The organism is Roseobacter cerasinus, from assembly GCF_009811755.1.
Taxonomy (GTDB): Bacteria; Pseudomonadota; Alphaproteobacteria; order Rhodobacterales; family Rhodobacteraceae; genus Roseobacter; species Roseobacter cerasinus.
The window spans coordinates 1-19,571 of record NZ_BLIV01000006.1; the positions used below are offsets into that span (position 1 = coordinate 1).

At 63.2% G+C, this 19,571-nt stretch carries 19 protein-coding genes; 10 read left to right on the forward strand and 9 right to left on the reverse strand.

Going from position 1 to position 19,571, the window contains the following annotated elements; genetic code table 11:
• Positions 1 to 344: 344 nt before the first annotated feature.
• Both So717_RS15055 and So717_RS15060 read left to right on the forward strand, forming a co-directional pair.
• Positions 345 to 1,106 carry an NAD kinase gene (locus tag So717_RS15055; RefSeq protein WP_159978769.1) on the forward strand — a complete coding sequence of 254 codons (762 nt, stop codon included), beginning with the start codon at positions 345 to 347 and terminating at the stop codon, positions 1,104 to 1,106.
• A 65-nt stretch (positions 1,107 to 1,171) separates the two neighbouring features.
• Entirely contained in the window at positions 1,172 to 2,332 is a 1,161-nt protein-coding gene (locus So717_RS15060) for a Coenzyme F420 hydrogenase/dehydrogenase, beta subunit C-terminal domain (protein ID WP_174239053.1), read from the forward strand.
• Between the two features lie 30 nt (positions 2,333 to 2,362).
• Here the strand turns inward: So717_RS15060 and So717_RS15065 are convergent, their stop codons facing one another.
• From So717_RS15065 to So717_RS15075, 3 genes are read right to left on the reverse strand one after another with little or no spacing between them, the layout of a single operon-like run.
• Complete coding sequence (locus So717_RS15065) at positions 2,363 to 2,920, reverse strand: SCO family protein (protein WP_238840979.1); 558 nt, start codon at positions 2,918 to 2,920, stop codon at positions 2,363 to 2,365.
• Positions 2,920 to 3,480, reverse strand: coding sequence for a hypothetical protein (locus So717_RS15070; protein ID WP_159978771.1), 561 nt, complete (start codon positions 3,478 to 3,480; stop codon positions 2,920 to 2,922). The genes So717_RS15065 and So717_RS15070 overlap by 1 nt, the downstream gene beginning before the upstream one ends.
• A complete protein-coding gene (locus So717_RS15075; RefSeq protein ID WP_159978773.1) occupies positions 3,480 to 3,923 on the reverse strand; it encodes a hypothetical protein in 444 nt (147 codons plus the stop codon). The genes So717_RS15070 and So717_RS15075 overlap by 1 nt, the downstream gene beginning before the upstream one ends.
• Before the next feature lie 184 nt (positions 3,924 to 4,107).
• Here So717_RS15075 and So717_RS15080 point away from each other — a divergent pair, with 184 nt between their 5' ends.
• Positions 4,108 to 4,317: a CsbD family protein gene (locus So717_RS15080; RefSeq protein ID WP_159978775.1), complete on the forward strand. Its 210-nt coding sequence runs from the start codon at positions 4,108 to 4,110 to the stop codon at positions 4,315 to 4,317.
• A 58-nt stretch (positions 4,318 to 4,375) separates the two neighbouring features.
• Here So717_RS15080 and So717_RS15085 read toward each other — a convergent pair whose 3' ends face one another.
• The 4 genes from So717_RS15085 to So717_RS15100 all read right to left on the reverse strand — a co-directional run bounded on the left by So717_RS15085 (position 4,376) and on the right by So717_RS15100 (position 10,231).
• The gene (locus So717_RS15085) at positions 4,376 to 5,338 is read right to left on the reverse strand and encodes an alpha/beta fold hydrolase (protein ID WP_159978777.1); all 963 of its coding nucleotides are present in this window, start codon (positions 5,336 to 5,338) and stop codon (positions 4,376 to 4,378) included.
• Between the two features lies 1 nt (position 5,339).
• Complete coding sequence (locus So717_RS15090; protein WP_159978779.1) at positions 5,340 to 7,229, reverse strand: propionyl-CoA synthetase; 1,890 nt, start codon at positions 7,227 to 7,229, stop codon at positions 5,340 to 5,342.
• A gap of 328 nt (positions 7,230 to 7,557) precedes the next feature.
• On the reverse strand, positions 7,558 to 7,815 hold the full coding sequence (locus tag So717_RS15095) for a hypothetical protein (RefSeq protein WP_159978781.1): 258 nt from the start codon (positions 7,813 to 7,815) through the stop codon (positions 7,558 to 7,560).
• 139 nt (positions 7,816 to 7,954) lie between these two features.
• Entirely contained in the window at positions 7,955 to 10,231 is a 2,277-nt protein-coding gene (locus So717_RS15100) for an NADP-dependent malic enzyme (protein ID WP_159978783.1), read from the reverse strand.
• Positions 10,232 to 10,455: 224 nt separating this feature from the next.
• Between So717_RS15100 and So717_RS15105 the strand changes: the two genes are divergently transcribed.
• The 6 genes from So717_RS15105 to So717_RS15130 all read left to right on the forward strand — a co-directional run bounded on the left by So717_RS15105 (position 10,456) and on the right by So717_RS15130 (position 16,010).
• Positions 10,456 to 11,547, forward strand: coding sequence for a cupin domain-containing protein (locus tag So717_RS15105; protein WP_159978785.1), 1,092 nt, complete (start codon positions 10,456 to 10,458; stop codon positions 11,545 to 11,547).
• A 129-nt stretch (positions 11,548 to 11,676) separates the two neighbouring features.
• Positions 11,677 to 12,072, forward strand: a complete 396-nt coding sequence (locus tag So717_RS15110; RefSeq protein ID WP_159978787.1) for a cytidine deaminase — start codon at positions 11,677 to 11,679, stop codon at positions 12,070 to 12,072.
• A 5-nt stretch (positions 12,073 to 12,077) separates the two neighbouring features.
• Positions 12,078 to 13,385 (forward strand): thymidine phosphorylase, encoded by a 1,308-nt coding sequence (locus tag So717_RS15115; RefSeq protein WP_159979406.1) that lies wholly within the window; start codon positions 12,078 to 12,080, stop codon positions 13,383 to 13,385.
• Entirely contained in the window at positions 13,385 to 14,581 is a 1,197-nt protein-coding gene (locus So717_RS15120) for a phosphopentomutase (protein ID WP_159978789.1), read from the forward strand. The genes So717_RS15115 and So717_RS15120 overlap by 1 nt, the downstream gene beginning before the upstream one ends.
• Positions 14,582 to 14,697: 116 nt before the next feature.
• On the forward strand, positions 14,698 to 15,330 hold the full coding sequence (gene upp, locus So717_RS15125; protein ID WP_159978791.1) for a uracil phosphoribosyltransferase: 633 nt from the start codon (positions 14,698 to 14,700) through the stop codon (positions 15,328 to 15,330).
• 86 nt (positions 15,331 to 15,416) lie between these two features.
• The gene (locus So717_RS15130) at positions 15,417 to 16,010 is read left to right on the forward strand and encodes a hypothetical protein (RefSeq protein WP_159978793.1); all 594 of its coding nucleotides are present in this window, start codon (positions 15,417 to 15,419) and stop codon (positions 16,008 to 16,010) included.
• A gap of 22 nt (positions 16,011 to 16,032) precedes the next feature.
• Here the strand turns inward: So717_RS15130 and So717_RS15135 are convergent, their stop codons facing one another.
• Positions 16,033 to 17,049, reverse strand: a complete 1,017-nt coding sequence (locus So717_RS15135) for a M48 family metalloprotease (RefSeq protein ID WP_159978795.1) — start codon at positions 17,047 to 17,049, stop codon at positions 16,033 to 16,035.
• A gap of 102 nt (positions 17,050 to 17,151) precedes the next feature.
• A complete protein-coding gene (locus So717_RS15140; RefSeq protein WP_159978797.1) occupies positions 17,152 to 18,783 on the reverse strand; it encodes an AMP-binding protein in 1,632 nt (543 codons plus the stop codon).
• A gap of 137 nt (positions 18,784 to 18,920) precedes the next feature.
• Between So717_RS15140 and So717_RS15145 the strand changes: the two genes are divergently transcribed.
• A complete protein-coding gene (locus So717_RS15145) occupies positions 18,921 to 19,571 on the forward strand; it encodes a sulfotransferase family 2 domain-containing protein (RefSeq protein ID WP_159979408.1) in 651 nt (216 codons plus the stop codon).

Genomic DNA, 19,571 nt, shown 5'->3' on the forward strand with positions numbered 1-19,571 from the left:
AGGCGATCAGCTCGATCTCGTCACGCTGACGGCCAAGCTCCCGGGTCACAGCATCGAAGATCTCAGGATCACTCTCAGACAAAGACTGTGTAAAAAAACCAGGGGCACGGTGCGGGGCGTTCATGGGGATCTCCCTCTCGAATGAGCAAATTTTGCGGTTTCCTATCGGAAACCAAACCGCCGGGAAAGGCAGTAAAGCGACGTCTGGGCCAGTCTTAGCGGCATTCATAAGGGCTTGGGCTTTGTCACGCAATCACGCAAGGCGCGCCAATTCCGCGCAACGCTGGTCACCGGGCCGGATATGTGCTTGTTTCGGATCAATAAGTCCTGGATCGGAAACCTCGATGCCCGAAAAAATTGCCTTCGCTGCGGCTCATGCCGAGGTGGCACAAACCGCCAGGGCGGCACTGATCACGCGATATGGCAACGCAACGCCAGAGGAGGCGGATGTGATTGTGGCTCTTGGTGGCGACGGTTTCATGCTCCAGACACTGCATGCAGCTCAACACCTCAGTGCGCCGGTCTACGGCATGAACCGCGGCACCATCGGCTTTCTGATGAACACCTACTCCGAGACGGATCTGCCTGCCCGTCTTGCCGCTGCTGAAGAGGCGGAGTTGAACCCCTTGAGCATGGTCGCCACTGGCGCGGACGGCACCGTGACCCAAGCCCTTGCCATCAACGAAGTATCGCTGCTGCGCGCCGGCCCACAGGCGGCAAAGCTCAAAATCACCGTAGACGGGCGACTGCGGCTTGCTGAACTCGTTTGTGATGGGGCTCTGGTGAGCACGCCTGCCGGTTCCACCGCCTACAATTATTCAGCCCACGGCCCCATTCTGCCCATCGGCTCCGAAGTCCTGGCATTGACCGCCATGAGCGCTTTCCGACCTCGGCGTTGGCGCGGTGCCTTGCTGCCCATGACGGCGGTTGTCGAGATCGACGTGCTGGAACCGGAAAAACGCCCGGTCATGGCCGAGGCGGACGCGAACTCCGTGATGGATGTGTTGCGTGTGAAGATCCAATCCGACCCTACGGTGGTGCACCGCATCCTCTTTGACCCTGGTCACGGGCTTGAGGAGCGGCTTATCAACGAGCAATTCACGTGATCCTGACGCCGGAAATCGGTCCGGCAGCCCCGCGCGGGCTCTGTACCGATTGCGGGGTGTCACGAATGAAAAACGCCAAGGCTTGCGGGCACGCCTGCCAGTTCATCGCGCCCGATTATCCCGCGCTGGAGACACGCGTGCACGCGCGCGCGCGCAGTCATTGTGACGAGCGGTTTTTCGGACCGTTCCAAGCGATGTACCGGGCTGAAATGGTGGTGCCTCGCGCCGGCGCGCAATGGACGGGTATCACAACCTCACTGGGCGCGCGATTGCTGGAGCAAAATGCGGTGCAGGCGGTTTTGACAATGATCCCGGACGCGACGGATCGCTGGCGCCCGCACCCTGCGCTGATTACCGAAGCAGCGGATATGGCGCAGGCGCGGGGGATGCGCATGGGCTATGCGCCGCTTCTTGCTCTGCTGGAACAGGCCCAGGCGCAGGGGTTCACGCGCTTGGCCGTTATCGGCATCCCCTGCCAGATCTACGCGCTGCGCTGCCTGGAGGCAGAGCTGGGGCTGGAGCGGCTCTACGTGATCGGCACACCCTGCTCGGACAATACCACAACCGAGAACTTCCATAAGTTTCTCGGCCTTCTGGATACGGATCCTGACGCGATAGACTACCTTGAGTTTCGAGCGGACTACCGAGTCGAACTGCGCTACACCGACGGGCGCCAGCGTCTCATCCCTTTTCTCAAATTGCCCATTTCCGACTTGCCGCAAGATTTCTTTCCGCTCACCTGTCGGACCTGTGTCGACTATACCAATGCGCTTGCCGATATAACGGTGGGTTATATGGGCGGCGAGGGCCAGCAGTGGCTGCTGGTGCGCAACGACAGAGGGGCCGAGATGCTGGCGGCCCTCGGGCCTGATATCCGGCTGAGCGCCCCGGGCAGCGCGGGCAAGCGGGCGGGCGCCGTGAAAGGCTTTGTCGCCAACACCGAGCGCGCGGCAGGCGGCCTGCCGCTGCGCCGGATGCCAGAGTGGCTCCGCCCCCTCGTCAGCTGGCTGCAGCCGCGCTTTGGCCCCCGCGGGTTGGAGTTTGCCCGCGCCCGGGTCGAGATGAAGGCGGCCGAGACCATCCTGCACCTGCGCCGCGCCGCTCCGGCAAAAATGAAGAACATGATCCCGCAGCACGTGTGGGACATCGCAGCACCCTACGAGCTGAGGCCCGCACCGGAGGAACAGCCCGCTTCTTCTGGCCAAAAATATCTCGGGGGAGACTGAGCCAAAGGCTCAGGCGGGGGCTGGCCCCCACTACCCGCGCGGGGCCAGATAGCCCCGTACGATGTCGGCAGTACGGTCTGCATCCAGAACGGGCGGCAGGAGCGTCAGCATCTCGCCCTCACCATCCAGCAGATGCACAAAGCTGCCATGCGAATAGATCCAGCCGTATTCGGGGTCTTCAAAGAGCGGCTCCACCGCTATTGCAAAGGCGTCATAGGCTATTTGCAAAGCCCGCTGATCTCCGGTCAAGCCAATGAAATCCCGGTGGATTTCCGCAAGCGGCGCGCCCATGGTCTCGATCCGGTCCTGTTCCGGTGCCACGGTGATCATCACCGGGGTGACCGCGATGCCCTCCTCGGCGAGCATATCCACCACCTCGGCCATGAGCGGCAGAGCGGCCGAGCAGATGTTGAGGCAATTGGCGTAGCCGAAGAACAAGAGCTGCGCATGGCCTTGGGGGTCCGCCTGCGTGCGGGTCTCGCCGAACTGGTTGGTCAGCGCGTAGGCGCCCCCCAGATCGAAGGGCAGAGGCGTCTCTGCCGCGGCCCCGCTCGCCGCCAGCACGGCCAGCGCCAACGCGCGCAGCATCAGAAATTCTCTTCCGCGTAAGCCGCGTCTGCCTCAAGCCCAAGCCCGAGGTAGCCTTCCGAGGCGATGATCTCCTTGATGCGCGGATCGCGACGGAACCAGGGCCCCTTGCCCGCCGCCTCCGGGTGCGCCTCGGCCCATTTCTTCGTCCAGGTATTGGCCTTGATCCAGTCGGCGCCCCCCGCTTTGATCCGCTGCACCAGATAGATGTTGCGGGCGTTCAGATCCGCGTCCTCGACCATCAGCCCGTCCACTTCGATCACCTGCCCGCAGAAGGGCGCAAGCTCGGCCACGGCGCCGGTGAAGGCGGGCTGGGAGTTCTTCATCGGCAGCACCATCACGTCGTCCGCTGTACGGATGAGCCCCAGCTGCCGGGTGCCATCGCCGCAGTTCTCGGGGCAATCGCCGCTGAGCTCGCAGAGCACATCGACGACCCTCGCCTCGAAGCGCGCGGGCACTTCGGCGTAGAGGTTCCAGGAGCGCGCCTCGGAGCCTTCGGAAAAATCCTGCGCCGCTAGAGGGCTGGCGATCAGGGCGATGAGAGCTGTCAGTTTGCGCATCATTTAGGCTCCGGGAAAGAGAAGGGCGGCACGGTGCCATAGTCTTCATGGGTGGGGGTCACGATGTCCATGTCGCTGACGACCTCGCTCACCACGATGTAGTTGAGCCCGTCGCGTTCATAGACCATGCCATCGGCGGTCACCGTATGCGCGGCGAGGCTGAGCTGCGTGTCGCCGCTGGCGGAACCGGCATCCTGTGCGATCTTCAGCACCATGTAGACGGTGCCGTCTTCGGCCAGCAGGCCGACCGGAATACCGCCCGCCGAGCACCAGAGCGCGCAGGTGTGATGCGCCGAGCCCACCACAGCATCCGGCCCCCCCATGACACCCGAATAATAGCACCAGGTGTCGATGATCTCACCGGTCACCTGGATCCGCGTGCGCTCGGCCGAGAGGGCGGGGAGGGCGAGGCTGCTGAGCAGCAGCGGCAGGGCGTATCGCATCGGTCGTCTCCTTCATGACGTTGCGGAAAGCCTACGAGGCACGCGGGGTTCGCGCAATGCGCGAAAACCGGCCTGCCGATCACTTTTTTCGGGGAACCAAGTCCGGCGATGTGGCGTTGGCCCGGCAAGAGCATGTGATGCCCATATGCTCGGTTCAACGAGATCAACTGCAAAGGAGAGACCAATGAACTGGGACATTATCAAAGGCAACTGGAAACAGATGAAGGGTCAGGTCCAATCGAAATGGGGTGAGTTGACCGATGACGAGATCGACCAGGCGGAGGGCGACCGCGCGCGCCTCGCCGGGCTCATCCAGGAGCGCTATGGCGTGGCCAGGGATGAGGCAGAGCGCCAGATCGACGCCTTCATCGCACAGCATAAATCAGCCGCGTAATTACCTCGTCGAGGCTGATTTTTTAAAGGGCGGTCCCAAGGGGGCCGTCCTTTTACGTTCAAGGAGCAGGCAGTACGGACGCCAAAGCTGCCTCGAACTGAGCAGGGCCTTCCACCTGAGGGATGTGCCCGAGACCGGGCAGAACACTCAACTTGGCGCCGGGCACCAGCGCGGCGAGTATTTCCCCTTGGTTGAGGGGGGTCACGCTGTCTTTTTCGCCCCATAGGAAGGCCGTCGGCAGGGTTAGAGCGCGATAGGCTTCCGGGTGTGTGGACCGTGCCTCAATGGGCGGCACAAGCAAGGCAGGCAACCACTCGGCAAAGGCGGCGGTGCTGCCCATCCGCACCATGGGGCGCTGCAGAACTGCAACCACCTCATCGCTTGCGGCCTCTTTCACATGGATCAGAGATTTCAGTAGGCGTTTGGTGAGCAACGGGTTGGTGGCCGTGGCGGACAGCGCCATTTCTCGCATGGTTGCGCTGCGCAGGGGCAAGGGCAGGGGCTTGTCCGTCAGGTGGCTATCGAGCCCAAGCGCGCCATCGACCACCACAAGACCGGCGAACGCATCCGGGTCGCGCATGGCCGCTTCAACACCCGCGCCCGCACCAAAAGAATGCGCCACCAGCACAGGGCGGATCTCCATTGTCTGGATCAGGGCCAGCAGGCGATCTGCGCTGCGTGTGCGGCTGTAGTCCCCATCCGCCGCGCGCTCCGAGAAGCCGAAGGGCGGCATGTCAAACCCGATGGCGCGATATCCCAGGGCAGCCATCGTCTCCAATGTCGGTTGCCAGAGGCCGGACCAAGCCGCCGTTCCGTGCAGAAAGAGCAGAACCGTCCCGTCCTTTGGCCCATATTCCAGCACGAAGATCTGGCCTTCGGTCGTGGCGACCAGCCTGCCACTGTCAGGCAGCACAGCGGCAAGTGGTTGGGTCTCGCGCAAGGTGGCTGCCCCCCGAAAGCCCAGAGGAACAGCGATGAGGCCTATCAGAAAGACAAGGATGAGGCGGCCCAGCCAGCGCATGTCAGTTGGCGTAGCCAACGGTTTGCAGCGCCGCCTTGATTTCATCGAGGATCGCCGGGTCGTCGATGGTGGCGGGCATCTTGAACGCCTGGCTGTCGGCGATCTTCACCACCGTGCCGCGCAGGATCTTGCCCGAGCGGGTCTTGGGCAGCCGGTCCACGACGACGGCAGTCTTGAAGGCCGCCACCGGCCCGATCTGATCGCGCACGAGCTTCACGCATTCCTGCGTGATCTCGTCGTGGGGTCGGTTCACGCCCGAGGTCAGGCACAAAAGCCCCAGCGGGGACTGCCCCTTCAGCGCATCGGAGACCCCGACAACGGCGCATTCGGCCACATCCGGGTGCGCGGCGAGCACTTCTTCCATCGCGCCGGTCGAAAGCCGGTGGCCTGCGACATTGATCACGTCATCGGTGCGCGCCATGATGTAGAGATAGCCGTCGTCGTCGATCATGCCCGCATCCCCGGTCTCGTAATAGCCCGGGAAGGTGGTCAGGTAGCTCTTCTGAAACCGCTCGGTCGCGTTCCAGAGTGTGGGCAGTGTGCCCGGCGGCAGCGGCAGCTTGATTGCAATGGCGCCGAGTTCGCCCGGCGCCTGCGGGTGACCCGCTTCATCGAGGATCTGTACGTCATAGCCGGGCATCGCCACGGTGGGCGAACCGATCTTTACGGGCAGCGCCTCGAGCCCGGCGGGATTGCCCGCGATGGTGTAGCCCGTCTCGGTCTGCCACCAGTGGTCATAGACCGGCACCTGCAGCAGGTTCTGGGCCCATTCGATGGTGTCCGGGTCGGCACGCTCTCCTGCAAGGTACAGGGCGCGCAGGCCGGAGAGGTCGTATTTCGCCTTGTAGGTGCCTTTCGGATCCTCCCGCTTCACCGCCCGGATGGCCGTGGGCGCAGTAAAGAAACTGCGCACGTTATGTTCGGAAATCACCCGCCAGAAGGTGCCGGGGTCCGGCGTGCCAACGGGTTTGCCCTCAAAGACGACGGTGGTGTTACCGTGGATGAGCGGCGCGTAGCAGATGTAGCTGTGGCCCACGACCCAGCCCACGTCGGAGGCGGCCCAGAATACATCGCCCGGGTCGCATTGGTAGATGTTCTTCATCGTCCAGTTCAGCGCCACCAGATGCCCGCCGGTGGGGCGCACGACGCCCTTGGGCGCGCCGGTGGTGCCGGAGGTATAAAGGATATAGGCGGGGTGATTGCCCTCGACCGGCACACAGGCGGCGGGTGCGACACCCTCCTGCGCGGCGTGCCAATCCAGATCACGCCCCGGGATCAGGTCCGCCCGTTCCTGTTCGCGTTGCAGGATGAGGCAGACATCCGGGCGATGCTGAGCCTGTGCAATCGCGTCATCAAGCAGCGGCTTGTAGTGGATCACCCGTCCCGGTTCGATCCCGCAAGAGGCTGCCAGGATCGCCTTGGGCGCGCAATCATCAATGCGCACGGCCAACTCATGCGCGGCAAAGCCACCGAACACAACCGAGTGAATGGCACCGATGCGGGCGCAGGCCAGCATCGCTTCCAATGCCTCAGGCACCATTGGCATATAGATGATCACCCGGTCGCCCTTGGTCACGCCCTGCGCAACCAGCGCCCCCGCCAGAGAGGCCACACGGGTTTGCAGCTCCGCGTAGGTCAGCGTCGATTTGCTTCCTGTGATCGGGCTGTCATGGATGATCGCGGGCTGATCTCCGCGCCCTTGCTCCACATGACGGTCCACTGCGTTGTAGCAGCCGTTGGTCAGCCCGTCCGCGAACCACTCATACATATTGTCGCCGCGATCAAAGAGCGCCTTGCTCGGGGGTTTTGTCCAGTGGATGGCCTTTGCGGCCTGCATCCAGAATGCGTCGGGATCTGCCATGCTGGCATCATAGGTGGCACGGTAGGTCATGGACAAAACTCCCCCTCATTGGTCCTCGGCGCCATCGTTATGCGCAAGGTGCGGGGGCGTGCAAGCCTGTGAGGGCTAACGGTGACGCATATTCGCGCCAGACGTGGTCTGCTGCGTACAAGATAGGGCGGCCTTTTGATAGGGACGACCCTGAGTGACGCTGGCCGGGCGACCTGCGTCATCAGCGGTTCAGCGTGCAGATGCCTCCAACATGTGAGATGTGTGCATCAAAAGTGGCGCCCTTGCATCGCAGCGGGGCTGCGAGGTGCACGGTGGGAGCAGTATCGCCTTAGCGGATGAAAAGGCAGCCCAGGGCGTGAGCGACGCATCAGCGCGCCTCCACGCGGGGGCGCAGGGCTTCGAGGGCGGCAGCCTGACAATCACCCGGACTGTCGATCAAGCAGCGTTCAGTCCGACCACGGACGTTGACGCGCGACACATCATAGACCCGCTCGCCCGCTTTCAGTGTTTGCGTTTTGACTGGGTAGGTCTTGCCACGCACCTCGACGGTGCTGGTTCGCTCCGACAACACCTCGGCGCAAGCGGTCAGCATCAACATCGGCAAGATCAGAAGTGCAGGTTTCATCGGGTCATCCTTTCCGGAAGGGGAGCATCTATGTCCCAACAGACGTAATGACCTTCCGTTGCCCTTCAACGCGCGCGCGATCACCTTGGCGCGAGTCAATGTCAGCGGTACCCTTAAGCGGATCAGGTTCCTGCGACGCTCACCCGTAGTGGGCGACAGGTGTGCCAGCGATGGCGGACATATTCAGCAGCCCGCGCGCGGTGATTGAGGGTGACACGATGTGGGCGCGATTCCCCATGCCCATCAGGATCGGTCCGACCTCCAGTCCGCCACCTTTCATCTTCAGGATGTTGCGCACACCCGATGCCGCATCGGCGTGCGCGAAGACCAGCACATTGGCTGCCCCTTCCGGCATGCGGTTGCCGGGCAGGATGCGGGCGCGCAGTTCCGGGTCGAAGGCCGTGTCGATGTTCATCTCACCTTCGTAGCAGAAGTCGTGGCCCTGTGCATCCAGCATGCGGATGGCAGCGCGCAGCCGCCCGCCGGTGCCGTCACCCCGATTGCCGAACTGCGATTGCGAGCAGAAGGCGATGCGCGGCTCGATCCCGAAACGGCGCACATGGCGGGCAGCACCTATGGCGATCTCCGCGATCTGATCCGGGTCGGGGTGCAGGTGGACTTGCGTGTCCGCGACAAAGAGCGGGCCGTCTTCGAGGATCATCATGGAGAGCGCGCCGACGGGGTGCAGATCGTCGCGTCCGAGGATCTGGATGATGTAGTTCAGGTGCCAGCTGAACTCGCCAAAGGTACCGCAGATCAGGCTGTCGGCCTCGCCCCGGTGCACCATCACGGCCCCGATGGCGGTGGTGTTGGTGCGCATGATCGCGCGCGCGATGTCGGGTGTGCCGCCGCGTCGGGCCATAAGCTCGTGATAGGTCTCCCAATAGTCGCGGTAGCGCGCGTCATTTTCCGGGTTCACTAGGTCGAAGTCCTTGTCGAGCGTCAGGGTCAGGCCCGCGCGCGCGATGCGGGTCTCGATCACCTCAGGGCGGCCGATGAGGATCGGGCGTTCGGTGGTTTCCTCCAGCATCGCTTGCGCGCAGCGCAGCACGCGCTCGTCCTCGCCTTCGGCGAAGACGATGCGGCGCGGGGCCTGGCGCGCGGCCTGGAAGACCGGGCGCATGAGCAGCGCGGATTTGAAGACCGAACCGTCGAGCTTCGCCCGGTAGGCCTCGAGGTCCTCGATGGGGCGTGTGGCCACGCCGGTCTCCATAGCCGCTTGCGCCACAGCAGAGGAGACGACGCTGACCAGACGGGGGTCAAAGGGTTTTGGGATCAGATAGTCTGCGCCGAATGTGAGCTGTTCGCCTTGATAGGCGGCGGCGGCCTCGGCGGAAGTGGTGGCGCGGGCCAGTTCCGCGATGCCGTCGATACAAGCCAGCTGCATCTCGTCGTTGATCGTCGTCGCGCCCACGTCCAACGCGCCCCGGAAGATGAAGGGGAAGCAGAGCACGTTGTTGACCTGATTGGGAAAATCGCTGCGGCCTGTGGCGATGATGGCGTCGGGGGCCACCTCGCGGGCCAGCTCGGGCAGGATTTCCGGGGTGGGGTTGGCGAGGGCAAAGATGATCGGGCGGTTGGTCATTTTGCGGACCAACTCGGGGCTGAGCACGCGGGGACCCGAGAGGCCGAGGAACATGTCGGCCTCAGGGATGACGTCCTCAAGCGTGCGCAGATCGGACGCTTGCGCGAACTCGGCTTTCGACGGGTTCATGTCGACTTCGCGGCCCTCATAGACCAGCCCGTGGATGTCGCAGAGCCAGACATTCTCGCGTTTGACGCCCAGCTTCAGCAGCATGTTGAGGCAGGCGATGCCTGCAGCGCCGCCGCCCGTCGAGACGATCTTGATGTCTTCGAAGGATTTGCCCGCCACATGCAGCGCGTTCTTGGCGGCGGCACCCACGACGATGGCGGTGCCGTGCTGGTCGTCATGGAAGACGGGGATGTTCATACGTTCGCGGCAGATGCGCTCGACCGTAAAGCAGTCGGGGGCCTTGATGTCTTCGAGGTTGATGGCGCCGAAGGTGGGGCCGAGGGCGCAGACGATGTCGGCGAGCTTCTCAGGGTCGGCCTCGTCCACTTCGATGTCGAAACAGTCGATGCCGGCGAATTTCTTGAAGAGCACTGCCTTGCCCTCCATCACCGGTTTCGAGGCAAGCGCGCCGATGTTGCCGAGGCCCAGGACGGCGGAGCCGTTGGAGACCACGGCCACGAGATTGCCGCGGGCGGTGTAGCGGGCGGCGGCGGCGGGGTCCTCCTTGATCTCAAGGCAGGCTTCGGCCACGCCGGGCGAGTAGGCGCGCGCCAGATCGCGCCCGTTGGCGAGCGGTTTGGTGGCGCGGATCTCCAGTTTTCCGGGTTTGGGGAATTCGTGGTAGTCGAGCGCGGCCTGCCGCAGGTTCGTGGTGTCGCTCATGGTCGTGCTGTCTCCTGCCCTCGAATAGTTTAGTGTTAAACTAGTTGTGCAGAGTGGCCAAGGTGTTGAATGGGTGAGGGGCATCGTCCATTGTTCTCGAACCAATGGCGAACAAGGATCGATCCCTCACACTCCCCGGGATATTTCTGGCCAGAAGAAGCGGGGGGTGTCTTGCCAAAGCGGGCGGCGGGGCGCAGGGTGCGGCGCAGATCTGAGGGGTGAGAATGGGTGAGATCAGGGCTGAGGTGCTGTTGCCGACGCAGGAGTTGCGCGACGATATTCCGTTTTTCACGAAGGTCTTGGGGATGCGGATGGAGATGATCTACCCCGCCGATGATCCATCTGTGGCGGTGTTTTCTGGTCATGGGGTGCGGGTCCGTGTGGAGAAGGATGCGCAGGCATCGCCTGGGCTGCTGCGGCTGCTGGCGGAGGTTCCGGATGAGGTGGCCGCTGGGCAGCGTGACCTGGTGGCGCCGAATGGCACGCGGGTTGAAGTGCGGTCTTTGCATGAGCCTCTGATCATGCCGGAGACGGTGCACAGTTTTACCGTGCGGCGGCTGGCGGATCAGGCGCCGTGGATCATCGGGCGGGCGGGGATGCAGTATCGCGATCTGATCCCGGATCGGCTGGGCGGGTCGATCATCGCCAGCCACATTCGTATTCCCGATGGCGGGCCGGTGCCCGACATGGTGCACTATCATACGGTCGGGTTTCAGCTGATCTTCTGCTATCGCGGTTGGGTTGATCTGGTCTATGAGGACCAGGGGGAGCCGTTCCGGCTACATGCGGGCAATTGCGTGATCCAGCCGCCACAGATCCGCCATCGGGTGCTTTATGCCTCGGATAACATCGAGGTGATCGAGATCGGGGTGCCTGCGGAGCATGTCACCACCATTGATCATGACATGGAACTGCCCAACGGGCCTGCAAATCCCGACCGGGTGTTTCAGGGCCAGCGCTTTGTGCATCACAGGGCGGATGAGGCGACGTGGGACGCGTTTCGTGTGCCGGGGTTTGTAAGCCGCGACACGACCATTGCTGCGCACACCGGCGATGTGGCGGCTGTGCATGTGGTGCGACCTGACGGGACGGACAGCCCGTGGACGCAGCATGACGGTGACATTCTCTTCACCTTTGTGATGGAGGGGGGCCTGGTGCTGGAAGGTGAAGGGCGCGCGCCGCATGACCTAGCTGCGGGTGATGCTTTTGTGGTCCCGCCGGGCATGCCGGTGCGCTACACACCCACGACAGACAATCTGGAGCTGCTTGAAGTGGCGCTGCCCGGAGCGTTTCAAACGGTGGTTCTGCCTCGTTAGGCGACCCGGATGATGTCTGCCGCTGGCGCGCGGTTTTCAGCTTTGATCTGAACTTTTGGGTCGACCTTGGGACTTGGCGGTGCGACGTGGTAAGCTCAAAGAAAAATGGTGCGATTGGACGGGGTGTCGATGTCTGATGATCTGAGACAAGCGGCGGCAGCGGTGCGCGACAACGCCTACGCGCCGTATTCGAATTTCAAGGTGGGTGCGGCTTTGCGCGGCGCTTCGGGTGCGATCTATGCGGGCTGCAATGTGGAGAATGTGGCCTATCCTGAGGGCACCTGCGCCGAGGCAGGGGCGATTGCCGCGATGGTGGCTGCGGGCGAGTCGCGGCTGACCGAGGCCTATGTGATTGCGGGCTCTCCCACTCCGGTCACGCCCTGCGGGGGCTGCCGACAGAAGCTGGCGGAGTTCGCAGATGGCGGGGCCCGCGTGACCATGGCGACCACCGGTGGGGTGGAGCAGGTGACAACCGTGGGTGACCTGCTGCCGGGCGTTTTCAACGCAGGGCATATGGATCTGTGAGCGAGGTGACGGCCCGGAGCTTGCTGGCGCGGTTGCGCCATGGTGTGGAGCTTGAGGCCGCAGATGTGCAGTGGGCGGCGGCGGGCCTGGCCGATGGGCGCTTGAGCGACGCGCAGGCCGGTGCCTTTGCCATGGGGATTTGTCTGAACGGGCTGACCAAACCGACGCGCGTGGCGCTGACGCTGGCCATGCGGGACAGTGGCCAGGTTTTGTCCTGGGGGGTGGATGGGCCGGTGCTCGATAAGCACTCCACCGGGGGCATCGGGGACTGCGTGTCGCTGGTGCTGGCACCCGCGCTGGCGGCCTGCGGGGCCGTTGTGCCGATGATATCCGGTCGCGGCTTGGGCCATACAGGCGGGACATTGGACAAGCTTGAGGCGATCCCGGGTTTGGCCACCCGGTTGGACGAGAGCCGGTTTCGCGACGTTGTGGGGCAGGCCGGGTGTGCCATCGTCAGCGCCACCTCGGATATCGCCCCTGCGGACAAGCGGCTTTATGCGGTGCGGGATGTAACCTCGACCGTGGACAGCCTCGATCTGATCACCGCCTCCATCCTGTCGAAGAAGCTGGCAGCCGGTCTTCACGGGCTGGTGCTGGACGTGAAAACCGGCAGTGGTGCCTTCATGAAGGATATGGCCTCCGCACGGGCCCTCGCCACGGCGCTGGTGGAGACCGCCAATGCCGCTGGCTGCAAGACCACGGCGGTGATCAGTGATATGAACCAACCGCTTGCGCCGAGCGTCGGCAACGCGCTGGAGGTGGCCGAGGCCATGCGCGTGCTGGCCGGGGAAGCGCAGGGTGCGCTTTTTGACATTTCGGTTGCGCTTGGGGGGCAGCTTTTGGCTGGGTCCGAGCTGGCTACGGATGCGCAGGAGGGATCCCGCAGGATCGAAGCGGCCATCCAGGATGGGCGCGCGGCGGAGCGTTTTGGCCGGATGATTGCAGCGATGGGCGGGCCGGTGCGCTTTGTGGAGAATTGGGGGCGGTTCCTGCCAGAGGCGCCAGTCATTTGCGAAGTGAAAGCAACCGAGGCAGGCTACGTGACGGCCATTGATGGTGAGGCTTTGGGTCTTGCAGTGGTCCGGCTGGGCGGCGGGCGCATGGTCGAGACCGACAAGATAAACCCCGCCGTCGGGCTGGGCGAGGTGGTTCGGCTTGGTGCAAAGGTGGCGGCGGGGCAGCCTCTGGCTGTGGTGCATGCGGCCCGGTCCGATGCGGCGGATCAGGCTGCTGCAATCGTGCGTTCAGCGGTCACTGTCCGGCCGGAGATGGGCGTACAGGTGCCGGACCTGATCTTGGAAAGGGTGGGGTGATGGCGCGCGCATTTCTTGTGGTGATGGATTCGGTTGGTATTGGCGGGGCACCTGACGCTCATATGTACTTCAACGGCGATGTGTCCGATGAGGGCGCAAACACAGTGGCCCATATTGCGCGGGCCTGTGCCCAGGGGCAGGCTGCAGAGGGCCGCGTCGGGCCGCTTCGGCTGCCAACGCTGGATGCGTTGGGGTTGGGGCGTGCGGTGCAGCTTGCCAGCGGTCAGTTCGCGCTGGGTCTAGGGCAGGAACCCTTGGGGGCCTGGGGCGTTGCGACGGAGGTCTCCAAAGGCAAGGACACGCCGTCGGGGCACTGGGAATTGGCGGGCGTGCCCGTCCCTTGGGACTGGCACTACTTTCCCAGGCAAGAGCCTGCGTTCCCGGCGGATCTGACAACGCTGGTGGCCGATCTGGCGGGAACGGATGGTATTCTTGGCAATTGTCATGCCTCCGGGACGAATATCATCGATGCGCTCGGCGCAGAACACATCGTGACAGGCAAACCCATCTGCTACACCTCTGCAGATTCGGTCTTTCAGATCGCCGCGCATGAGCAGACATTCGGGCTTCAGAAATTGATGTCTCTGTGTGAGGCGCTTGCGCCGCGGCTGCACCACATGCGGGTCGGTCGTGTGATCGCGCGGCCCTTTGTCGGCAAACCTGAAAGCAAATTCGAGAGAACATCCAACCGGCGCGATTTTGCCATGTCGCCGCCGCGTCCGATCCTGACCAACTGGGTGCAGGACGCCGGGCAGACTGTCTATGGCGTTGGCAAGATTGGCGATATCTTTTCGATGCAGGGCATCGATCATATCCGCAAGGGGCCGGACAGGATGTTGATGGACCATCTCGCCAATCTCGTTGACACTGCCGAAGATGGCAGTCTGACATTCGCCAATTTCGTCGAGTTCGACAGTCTCTATGGTCACCGGCGGGACGTGTCGGGTTATGCGCGCGCGCTGGAGTGGTTTGATGGGCAGATCGGCAAGCTGATCCGGCGTCTGCGCAGGGACGATATTCTGGTGTTGACAGCGGATCACGGCAATGACCCGACCTGGGTAGGCGCGGATCACACGCGTGAGCGCGTGCCGGTTCTGATTGCGGGGATCGGTCCGCAGGCCCTGGGCCATATGGGGTTTCAGGACGTCGCCGCCATCGTCGCCCGTCATCTGGGCGTTCCGGTTCCTGCTGGATAAGTCGACAGGGCGCGGCATCGCCTCGAGAGCGAGATGCGTGCAAAAAACCACCGGCAGGCATTCCAAAGCGGCTTCAACCGCCCTAAACCGGACCAAAGATCATCAAAAGGTAGCCCATGTCCGACCATCTGACCGTCGTAGATCACCCGCTTGTGCAGCACAAACTGACCATCATGCGCGACAAGGAAACGCCGACAGCCGTTTTTCGCCAGTTGCTGCGCGAGATCAGCCAGCTTCTGGCCTATGAGGTCACGCGCGGCCTGCCGATGACCACCAAGCGTATCGCGACACCGATGCAGTCGATGGATGCACCGACACTCGATGGCAAGAAACTGGCGCTTATCTCGATCCTGCGGGCGGGCAACGGGCTTCTGGACGGTGTGCTGGAGCTTATCCCCTCGGCGCGGGTCGGGTTTGTCGGCCTCTACCGGGATGAAGAGACACTGCAGCCGGTGCAATACTATTTCAAAGTGCCCGAAGGCCTGGATGACCGCCTGGTGATTGCGGTCGATCCCATGCTCGCCACGGGCAATTCCTCGGTCGCGGCCATTGATCTGCTCAAGAAAGCGGGGGCGACGAACATCCGCTTTCTTTGCCTGCTGGCCGCGCCTGAGGGCATTCGCCGCATGGAAGAGGCACATCCCGATGTGCCGATTGTCACGGCGGCTGTTGACGAAAAGCTGAACGACATCGGCTATATCGTTCCGGGCCTCGGGGATGCGGGTGACCGGATGTTCGGCACCAAGTGAGCCTTGGGCCGGGCGCCCGTCCTCCTTGCTTTGTGCATGGTCCTGAGGCAACGTCGCCGGACAGGACCGCAAAGGATGTGATCATCGTGAAATCATATGCCGTTCTTTTGGCCGCGTTTTGCGGTCTTGTGTCCGGGCCAACCTGGGCGCAAGGCACCCTTGGCCCGCGTGAGCGCCCGCCTGAAAGTTTCCAGGGTCTGCAATATGTGGACAGCGCCGGCTGTGCCTTTATCCGGGCCGGTCAGCCGGGTGCGGTGCGCTGGGTGCCGCGCGTCACGCGGGATCGCAGGCTTGTCTGCGGTCTGGAGCCGACGTTTTCTGGGGCTGTTGCACCCGCGCCGGTGCCTCAACCGCGCGATGTGCTGGTGCTCACCCCCGCTGCCAGACCGTTGGTGCCCGATGATGCTGTGGCGCCGCGCAGGGCTGCAACGGCACCGGTGGGCACGGTTGTCACGCAGGGCAATGCGCAGTCGAAGGGCGTGTCTCGGACCACCCGCGTTTTGCCAAAACACCTCTATGAGAGCCGTCGCAACGAGCAGCAGTTTGAAGTGCCCGAAGGCTATCGCAGTGCCTGGCAGGATGACCGGCTAAACCCGCGCCGGGCCGAGCAAACCCTGGGCGGTGCTGCCCGGATGGATGATGTCTGGACGCGGACAACGCCGCGCCGCCCGCAGAACTGAGCCTGTTCGCGCGGCTCTGTGGTCAGGTGCCACCGCAGATTGCCTGCAATCGCAGCCAATCGGCATCATTCAGCAGACGTCGCGGTGGCTGCCCCCGCATCGGGTCCGCTTCGATCAGCGGTAGAACGGTCTCGCCGGTGATATCACGGGCGTAGGCGTAAGGCGTGCTGCGCAGCTCCGCCGCCGCAAAGACGGGCAAGAGCGTGTCCGGATCAGGTGGCGCGGGAGGCTGCGTGAGCAGATGTTCCGCATAGCGGTCCAGGATCTCCGGATCCAGCGTCCCAGTGGTCAGAAGCTGAAAGCTGGCCCAGCTGCCGCTCCTGCGCAGCAAATCTCGCAGCGGGTCATTCTGTCGGGAGAGGCTGTGCTCCACCACCGCAAACCCCGCGACCACGTCTGGCTCCTCGAAATCCTCCACCAGAGCACGGTTCAGCAGGATATGTCCGCCGGGCAGATGCAGGCTGGTCCGGCTCACGCCGGGAAGAATGCTGATGCGGTCCACGCTGAGCCGTGCGCGCAAGGTGCTCAGCGCGCGTTGGCCTGCAGCCTCGTCACAGGCAGGGCCGGTCATGCGCGTGATCCGCTGTAGCAGCGCGTCGCCAATCTCCACGCGCTTGACCTGCGGCACGACGGCAACGCTGTGATCGGTCAGGGCTTTTGGAACCCAGAACAGCGCACCTGCTAAAACAACACAGGCAGAGAGCGCCATGCCCAGCCAACGCAGACGCCCCGGTCGGGGCCGGGTCCGCTCGACGGCGCGGCGCAGCGTCTCGATGGCCTCGATCATCTGCGCCTCATCCTTTGCCAGCTCCAAGGTCTCGCCAAGATCACCGTCGGGGAAATAGATCGCAGGTCGCTCGCCGGGGTTGGCGCGCTGCACGGCTGCCAGTGACCAATGCGTCAGAGGCCGGTCCTGCATGTCGGTGATGACCAAGGTGGCATCTCCAATGGAAACAACCACCTCGCGCCGCTGATCGTCGGGCGTGGGGCGCCACAGACCGCTGGCTTCCAGCCGCGCGTATTTTTTCAGGGCTGTCATGATGGGGCGACGCTGCTCGTTTTGGCTTTGCCCCAACCTATCATTGGCGTGGCAACCCGGGCAACCGGCAGGTGCGGTGGGCTTTCAGGCCACCGCCTTTGGTCATCCCATCTCGCGCGCCCGTTTGCGCAGCTCGAACTTCTGGATCTTGCCCGTCGATGTTTTGGGCAACTCGTCAAAGACCACATGTTTCGGTGTCTTGAACCCTGCAAGCGTCTGGCGCGCAAAGGCGATCAATGCCGGCGCATCAGGCTCCGCGCCCGGCTTCAACTCGACAAAGGCGCAGGGCACTTCCCCCCATTTCTCATCCGGCTTCGCCACCACCGCAGCCAGCAGCACATCCTCATGCCCCATCAGAACGCCCTCCACCTCAACGGATGAGATATTCTCTCCGCCCGAGATGATGATGTCCTTGGCGCGGTCGGCGATCTGCATATAGCCGTCGGGATGCTGCACCGCGATGTCACCGGAATGGAAGTAGCCACCCTCAAAAGCCTCCTGCGTCGCCTGCGGGTTCTTGAAATATCCCTTCATGACGGAATTGCCCCGGATCATGATCTCGCCTTGTGCGCAACCGTCTTTCGGCACCTGCGCCATCTCCGCATCCAGAACGGTGATGTCTTCCATCATCGGGAAGGCCACGCCCTGGCGCGCCTTGATCGCAGCGCGCTCCGGGCCCTGCAGGTCGTCCCACTCCGCGTCGCGCCACAGGCATTCGGTCACATGCCCATAGGTTTCGGTCAGCCCGTAAACCTGCGTGACGTTGAACCCCAACTCCTCAGTCTTGGCAAGCGTGGCAGGGGCTGGAGGGGCCCCGGCAGTGAAGACCTGCACCTCATGATCGAAGTGGCGACGCGCGTCCTCGGGCGCGTTTACCAGCATATTCAGCACGATGGGCGCCCCGCCCATATGTGTCACTTTTTCTTCTGCTACGGCTCCGAAGATCGCGGACGCGCTTATGTCCCGACAGCAGACAAGGGTCCCACCCAATAGCGGCATCATCCAAGTGTGGTTCCAGCCGTTGCAGTGAAACAGTGGCACGATGGTAAGATACACCGGGTGCAGCACCATACGCCAGCTGACCACCGTCCCCATGGTCATCAGGTAGGCCCCGCGATGATGATAGACGACGCCCTTCGGCCGCCCGGTGGTGCCAGATGTGTAGTTCAGCGCGAGGCCCTCCCACTCATCCTGCGGCAGGACCCAGTGAAAACCCGGATCCCCCCCCGCCAACATCTCTTCGTAAGTGTCATGTCGTCCCGATGCCGGATAGTCCGCCAGTACGTCCGGCACCTCGATCAGCTTGGGCGTGGGCCCTTCCATCCGGGCGAAGGCTGCCTCTGCAAGCTCAAGGAACTGGCTGTCCACCAGCACGATCTTCGCCTCACCGTGATCTAAGATGTAGGCCACAGTATCCACATCCAGCCGGGTGTTGATCGTGTTCAGCACCGCACCGCAAGCTGGTACGCCAAAGCTCGCCTCTATCTGCGCGGGCACATTGGGCAGCAGCGTGGCCACCACATCGCCCGGTGCAACGCCCAGCCCGGCGAGTGCAGAGGCGAGACGGGTACAGCGCGCGTGATACTGCGCATAGGTGACCCGATGCCTGCCGTAGATCACGGCCGGGTGCTCGGCAAACACATGCGCCGCGCGCGTCAGATGTGATAGTGGGGTGAGAGGCACATAGTTCGCGGCGCATTTCTCCAGCCCGCTCTCATCGCTCATCCAGCCCATGTATGTCCTCCCCTTTGCCCCTGGCACGCGCCCTGCGGTCCGGCTATCAGGATATTGGTCGTCCCAGATCTGGAAAGTCAATTGTCTTACATTTGCAAACAGCACTTCAAGGCCGGTCTTTCCGGCAGGAGGTGCCGGTGATCATCTCACCTGGACGCCGGTACATTTTCGTACATATCCCGAAAACGGGCGGCACATCGCTGGCTACGGCGCTTGAGGCGCGCGCGATGAAAGAGGACATTTTGATTGGTGACACGCCCAAGGCCCGCCGCCGCAAAGCGCGCCTCGCGCATCTCAACGCCCGAGGGCGTCTGTGGAAACATGCAACTCTGGCGGACATAGATGGGGTGCTGACACCGGAAGATATTGGCGCAATGTTCACCTTTACGCTGATCCGCAATCCGTGGGACCGGGTCGTGAGCTACTATCACTGGCTGAAGGTGCAAAGCTTTGACCACCCGGCGGTCGCTCTGGCGCGAGACTATGACTTCAAGAGGTTTTTGCAGGAGCCCGTTGTGCAACAAAGCTTGCAGGCGAGTCCCGCGCGCAGCTACATGCAGGACATAGAGGGCGTCGAGCGCTGCAACCTCTATATTCGCTTGGAAGCCTTTGAACGTGATGCCGCCCCGCTGTGGGATCACCTCGGCTTCACACTCTCCTTGCCCCATGTGAACCGCTCGGAGCGCCCGCCACAATACGCCAAGGCCTATGATGCACAGAGCCGCGATCTTGTCGCACGGCTCTGCGCGGAGGACATCGCGCGGTTTGGCTATGTATTCGGGCATTAG

What these genes read in the sequence shown, in the direction of transcription:
- So717_RS15055 (WP_159978769.1), top strand. Translation starts at nt 345, where the DNA reads ATGCCCGAAAAAATTGCCTTCGCTGCGGCTCATGCCGAGGTGGCACAA.
- So717_RS15060 (WP_174239053.1), top strand. Translation starts at nt 1,172, where the DNA reads ATGAAAAACGCCAAGGCTTGCGGGCACGCCTGCCAGTTCATCGCGCCC.
- So717_RS15065 (WP_238840979.1), bottom strand. Translation starts at nt 2,920, where the DNA reads ATGCTGCGCGCGTTGGCGCTGGCCGTGCTGGCGGCGAGCGGGGCCGCG.
- So717_RS15070 (WP_159978771.1), bottom strand. Translation starts at nt 3,480, where the DNA reads ATGCGCAAACTGACAGCTCTCATCGCCCTGATCGCCAGCCCTCTAGCG.
- So717_RS15075 (WP_159978773.1), bottom strand. Translation starts at nt 3,923, where the DNA reads ATGCGATACGCCCTGCCGCTGCTGCTCAGCAGCCTCGCCCTCCCCGCC.
- So717_RS15080 (WP_159978775.1), top strand. Translation starts at nt 4,108, where the DNA reads ATGAACTGGGACATTATCAAAGGCAACTGGAAACAGATGAAGGGTCAG.
- So717_RS15085 (WP_159978777.1), bottom strand. Translation starts at nt 5,338, where the DNA reads ATGCGCTGGCTGGGCCGCCTCATCCTTGTCTTTCTGATAGGCCTCATC.
- So717_RS15090 (WP_159978779.1), bottom strand. Translation starts at nt 7,229, where the DNA reads ATGACCTACCGTGCCACCTATGATGCCAGCATGGCAGATCCCGACGCA.
- So717_RS15095 (WP_159978781.1), bottom strand. Translation starts at nt 7,815, where the DNA reads ATGAAACCTGCACTTCTGATCTTGCCGATGTTGATGCTGACCGCTTGC.
- So717_RS15100 (WP_159978783.1), bottom strand. Translation starts at nt 10,231, where the DNA reads ATGAGCGACACCACGAACCTGCGGCAGGCCGCGCTCGACTACCACGAA.
- So717_RS15105 (WP_159978785.1), top strand. Translation starts at nt 10,456, where the DNA reads ATGGGTGAGATCAGGGCTGAGGTGCTGTTGCCGACGCAGGAGTTGCGC.
- So717_RS15110 (WP_159978787.1), top strand. Translation starts at nt 11,677, where the DNA reads ATGTCTGATGATCTGAGACAAGCGGCGGCAGCGGTGCGCGACAACGCC.
- So717_RS15120 (WP_159978789.1), top strand. Translation starts at nt 13,385, where the DNA reads ATGGCGCGCGCATTTCTTGTGGTGATGGATTCGGTTGGTATTGGCGGG.
- upp (WP_159978791.1), top strand. Translation starts at nt 14,698, where the DNA reads ATGTCCGACCATCTGACCGTCGTAGATCACCCGCTTGTGCAGCACAAA.
- So717_RS15135 (WP_159978795.1), bottom strand. Translation starts at nt 17,049, where the DNA reads ATGACAGCCCTGAAAAAATACGCGCGGCTGGAAGCCAGCGGTCTGTGG.
- So717_RS15140 (WP_159978797.1), bottom strand. Translation starts at nt 18,783, where the DNA reads ATGGGCTGGATGAGCGATGAGAGCGGGCTGGAGAAATGCGCCGCGAAC.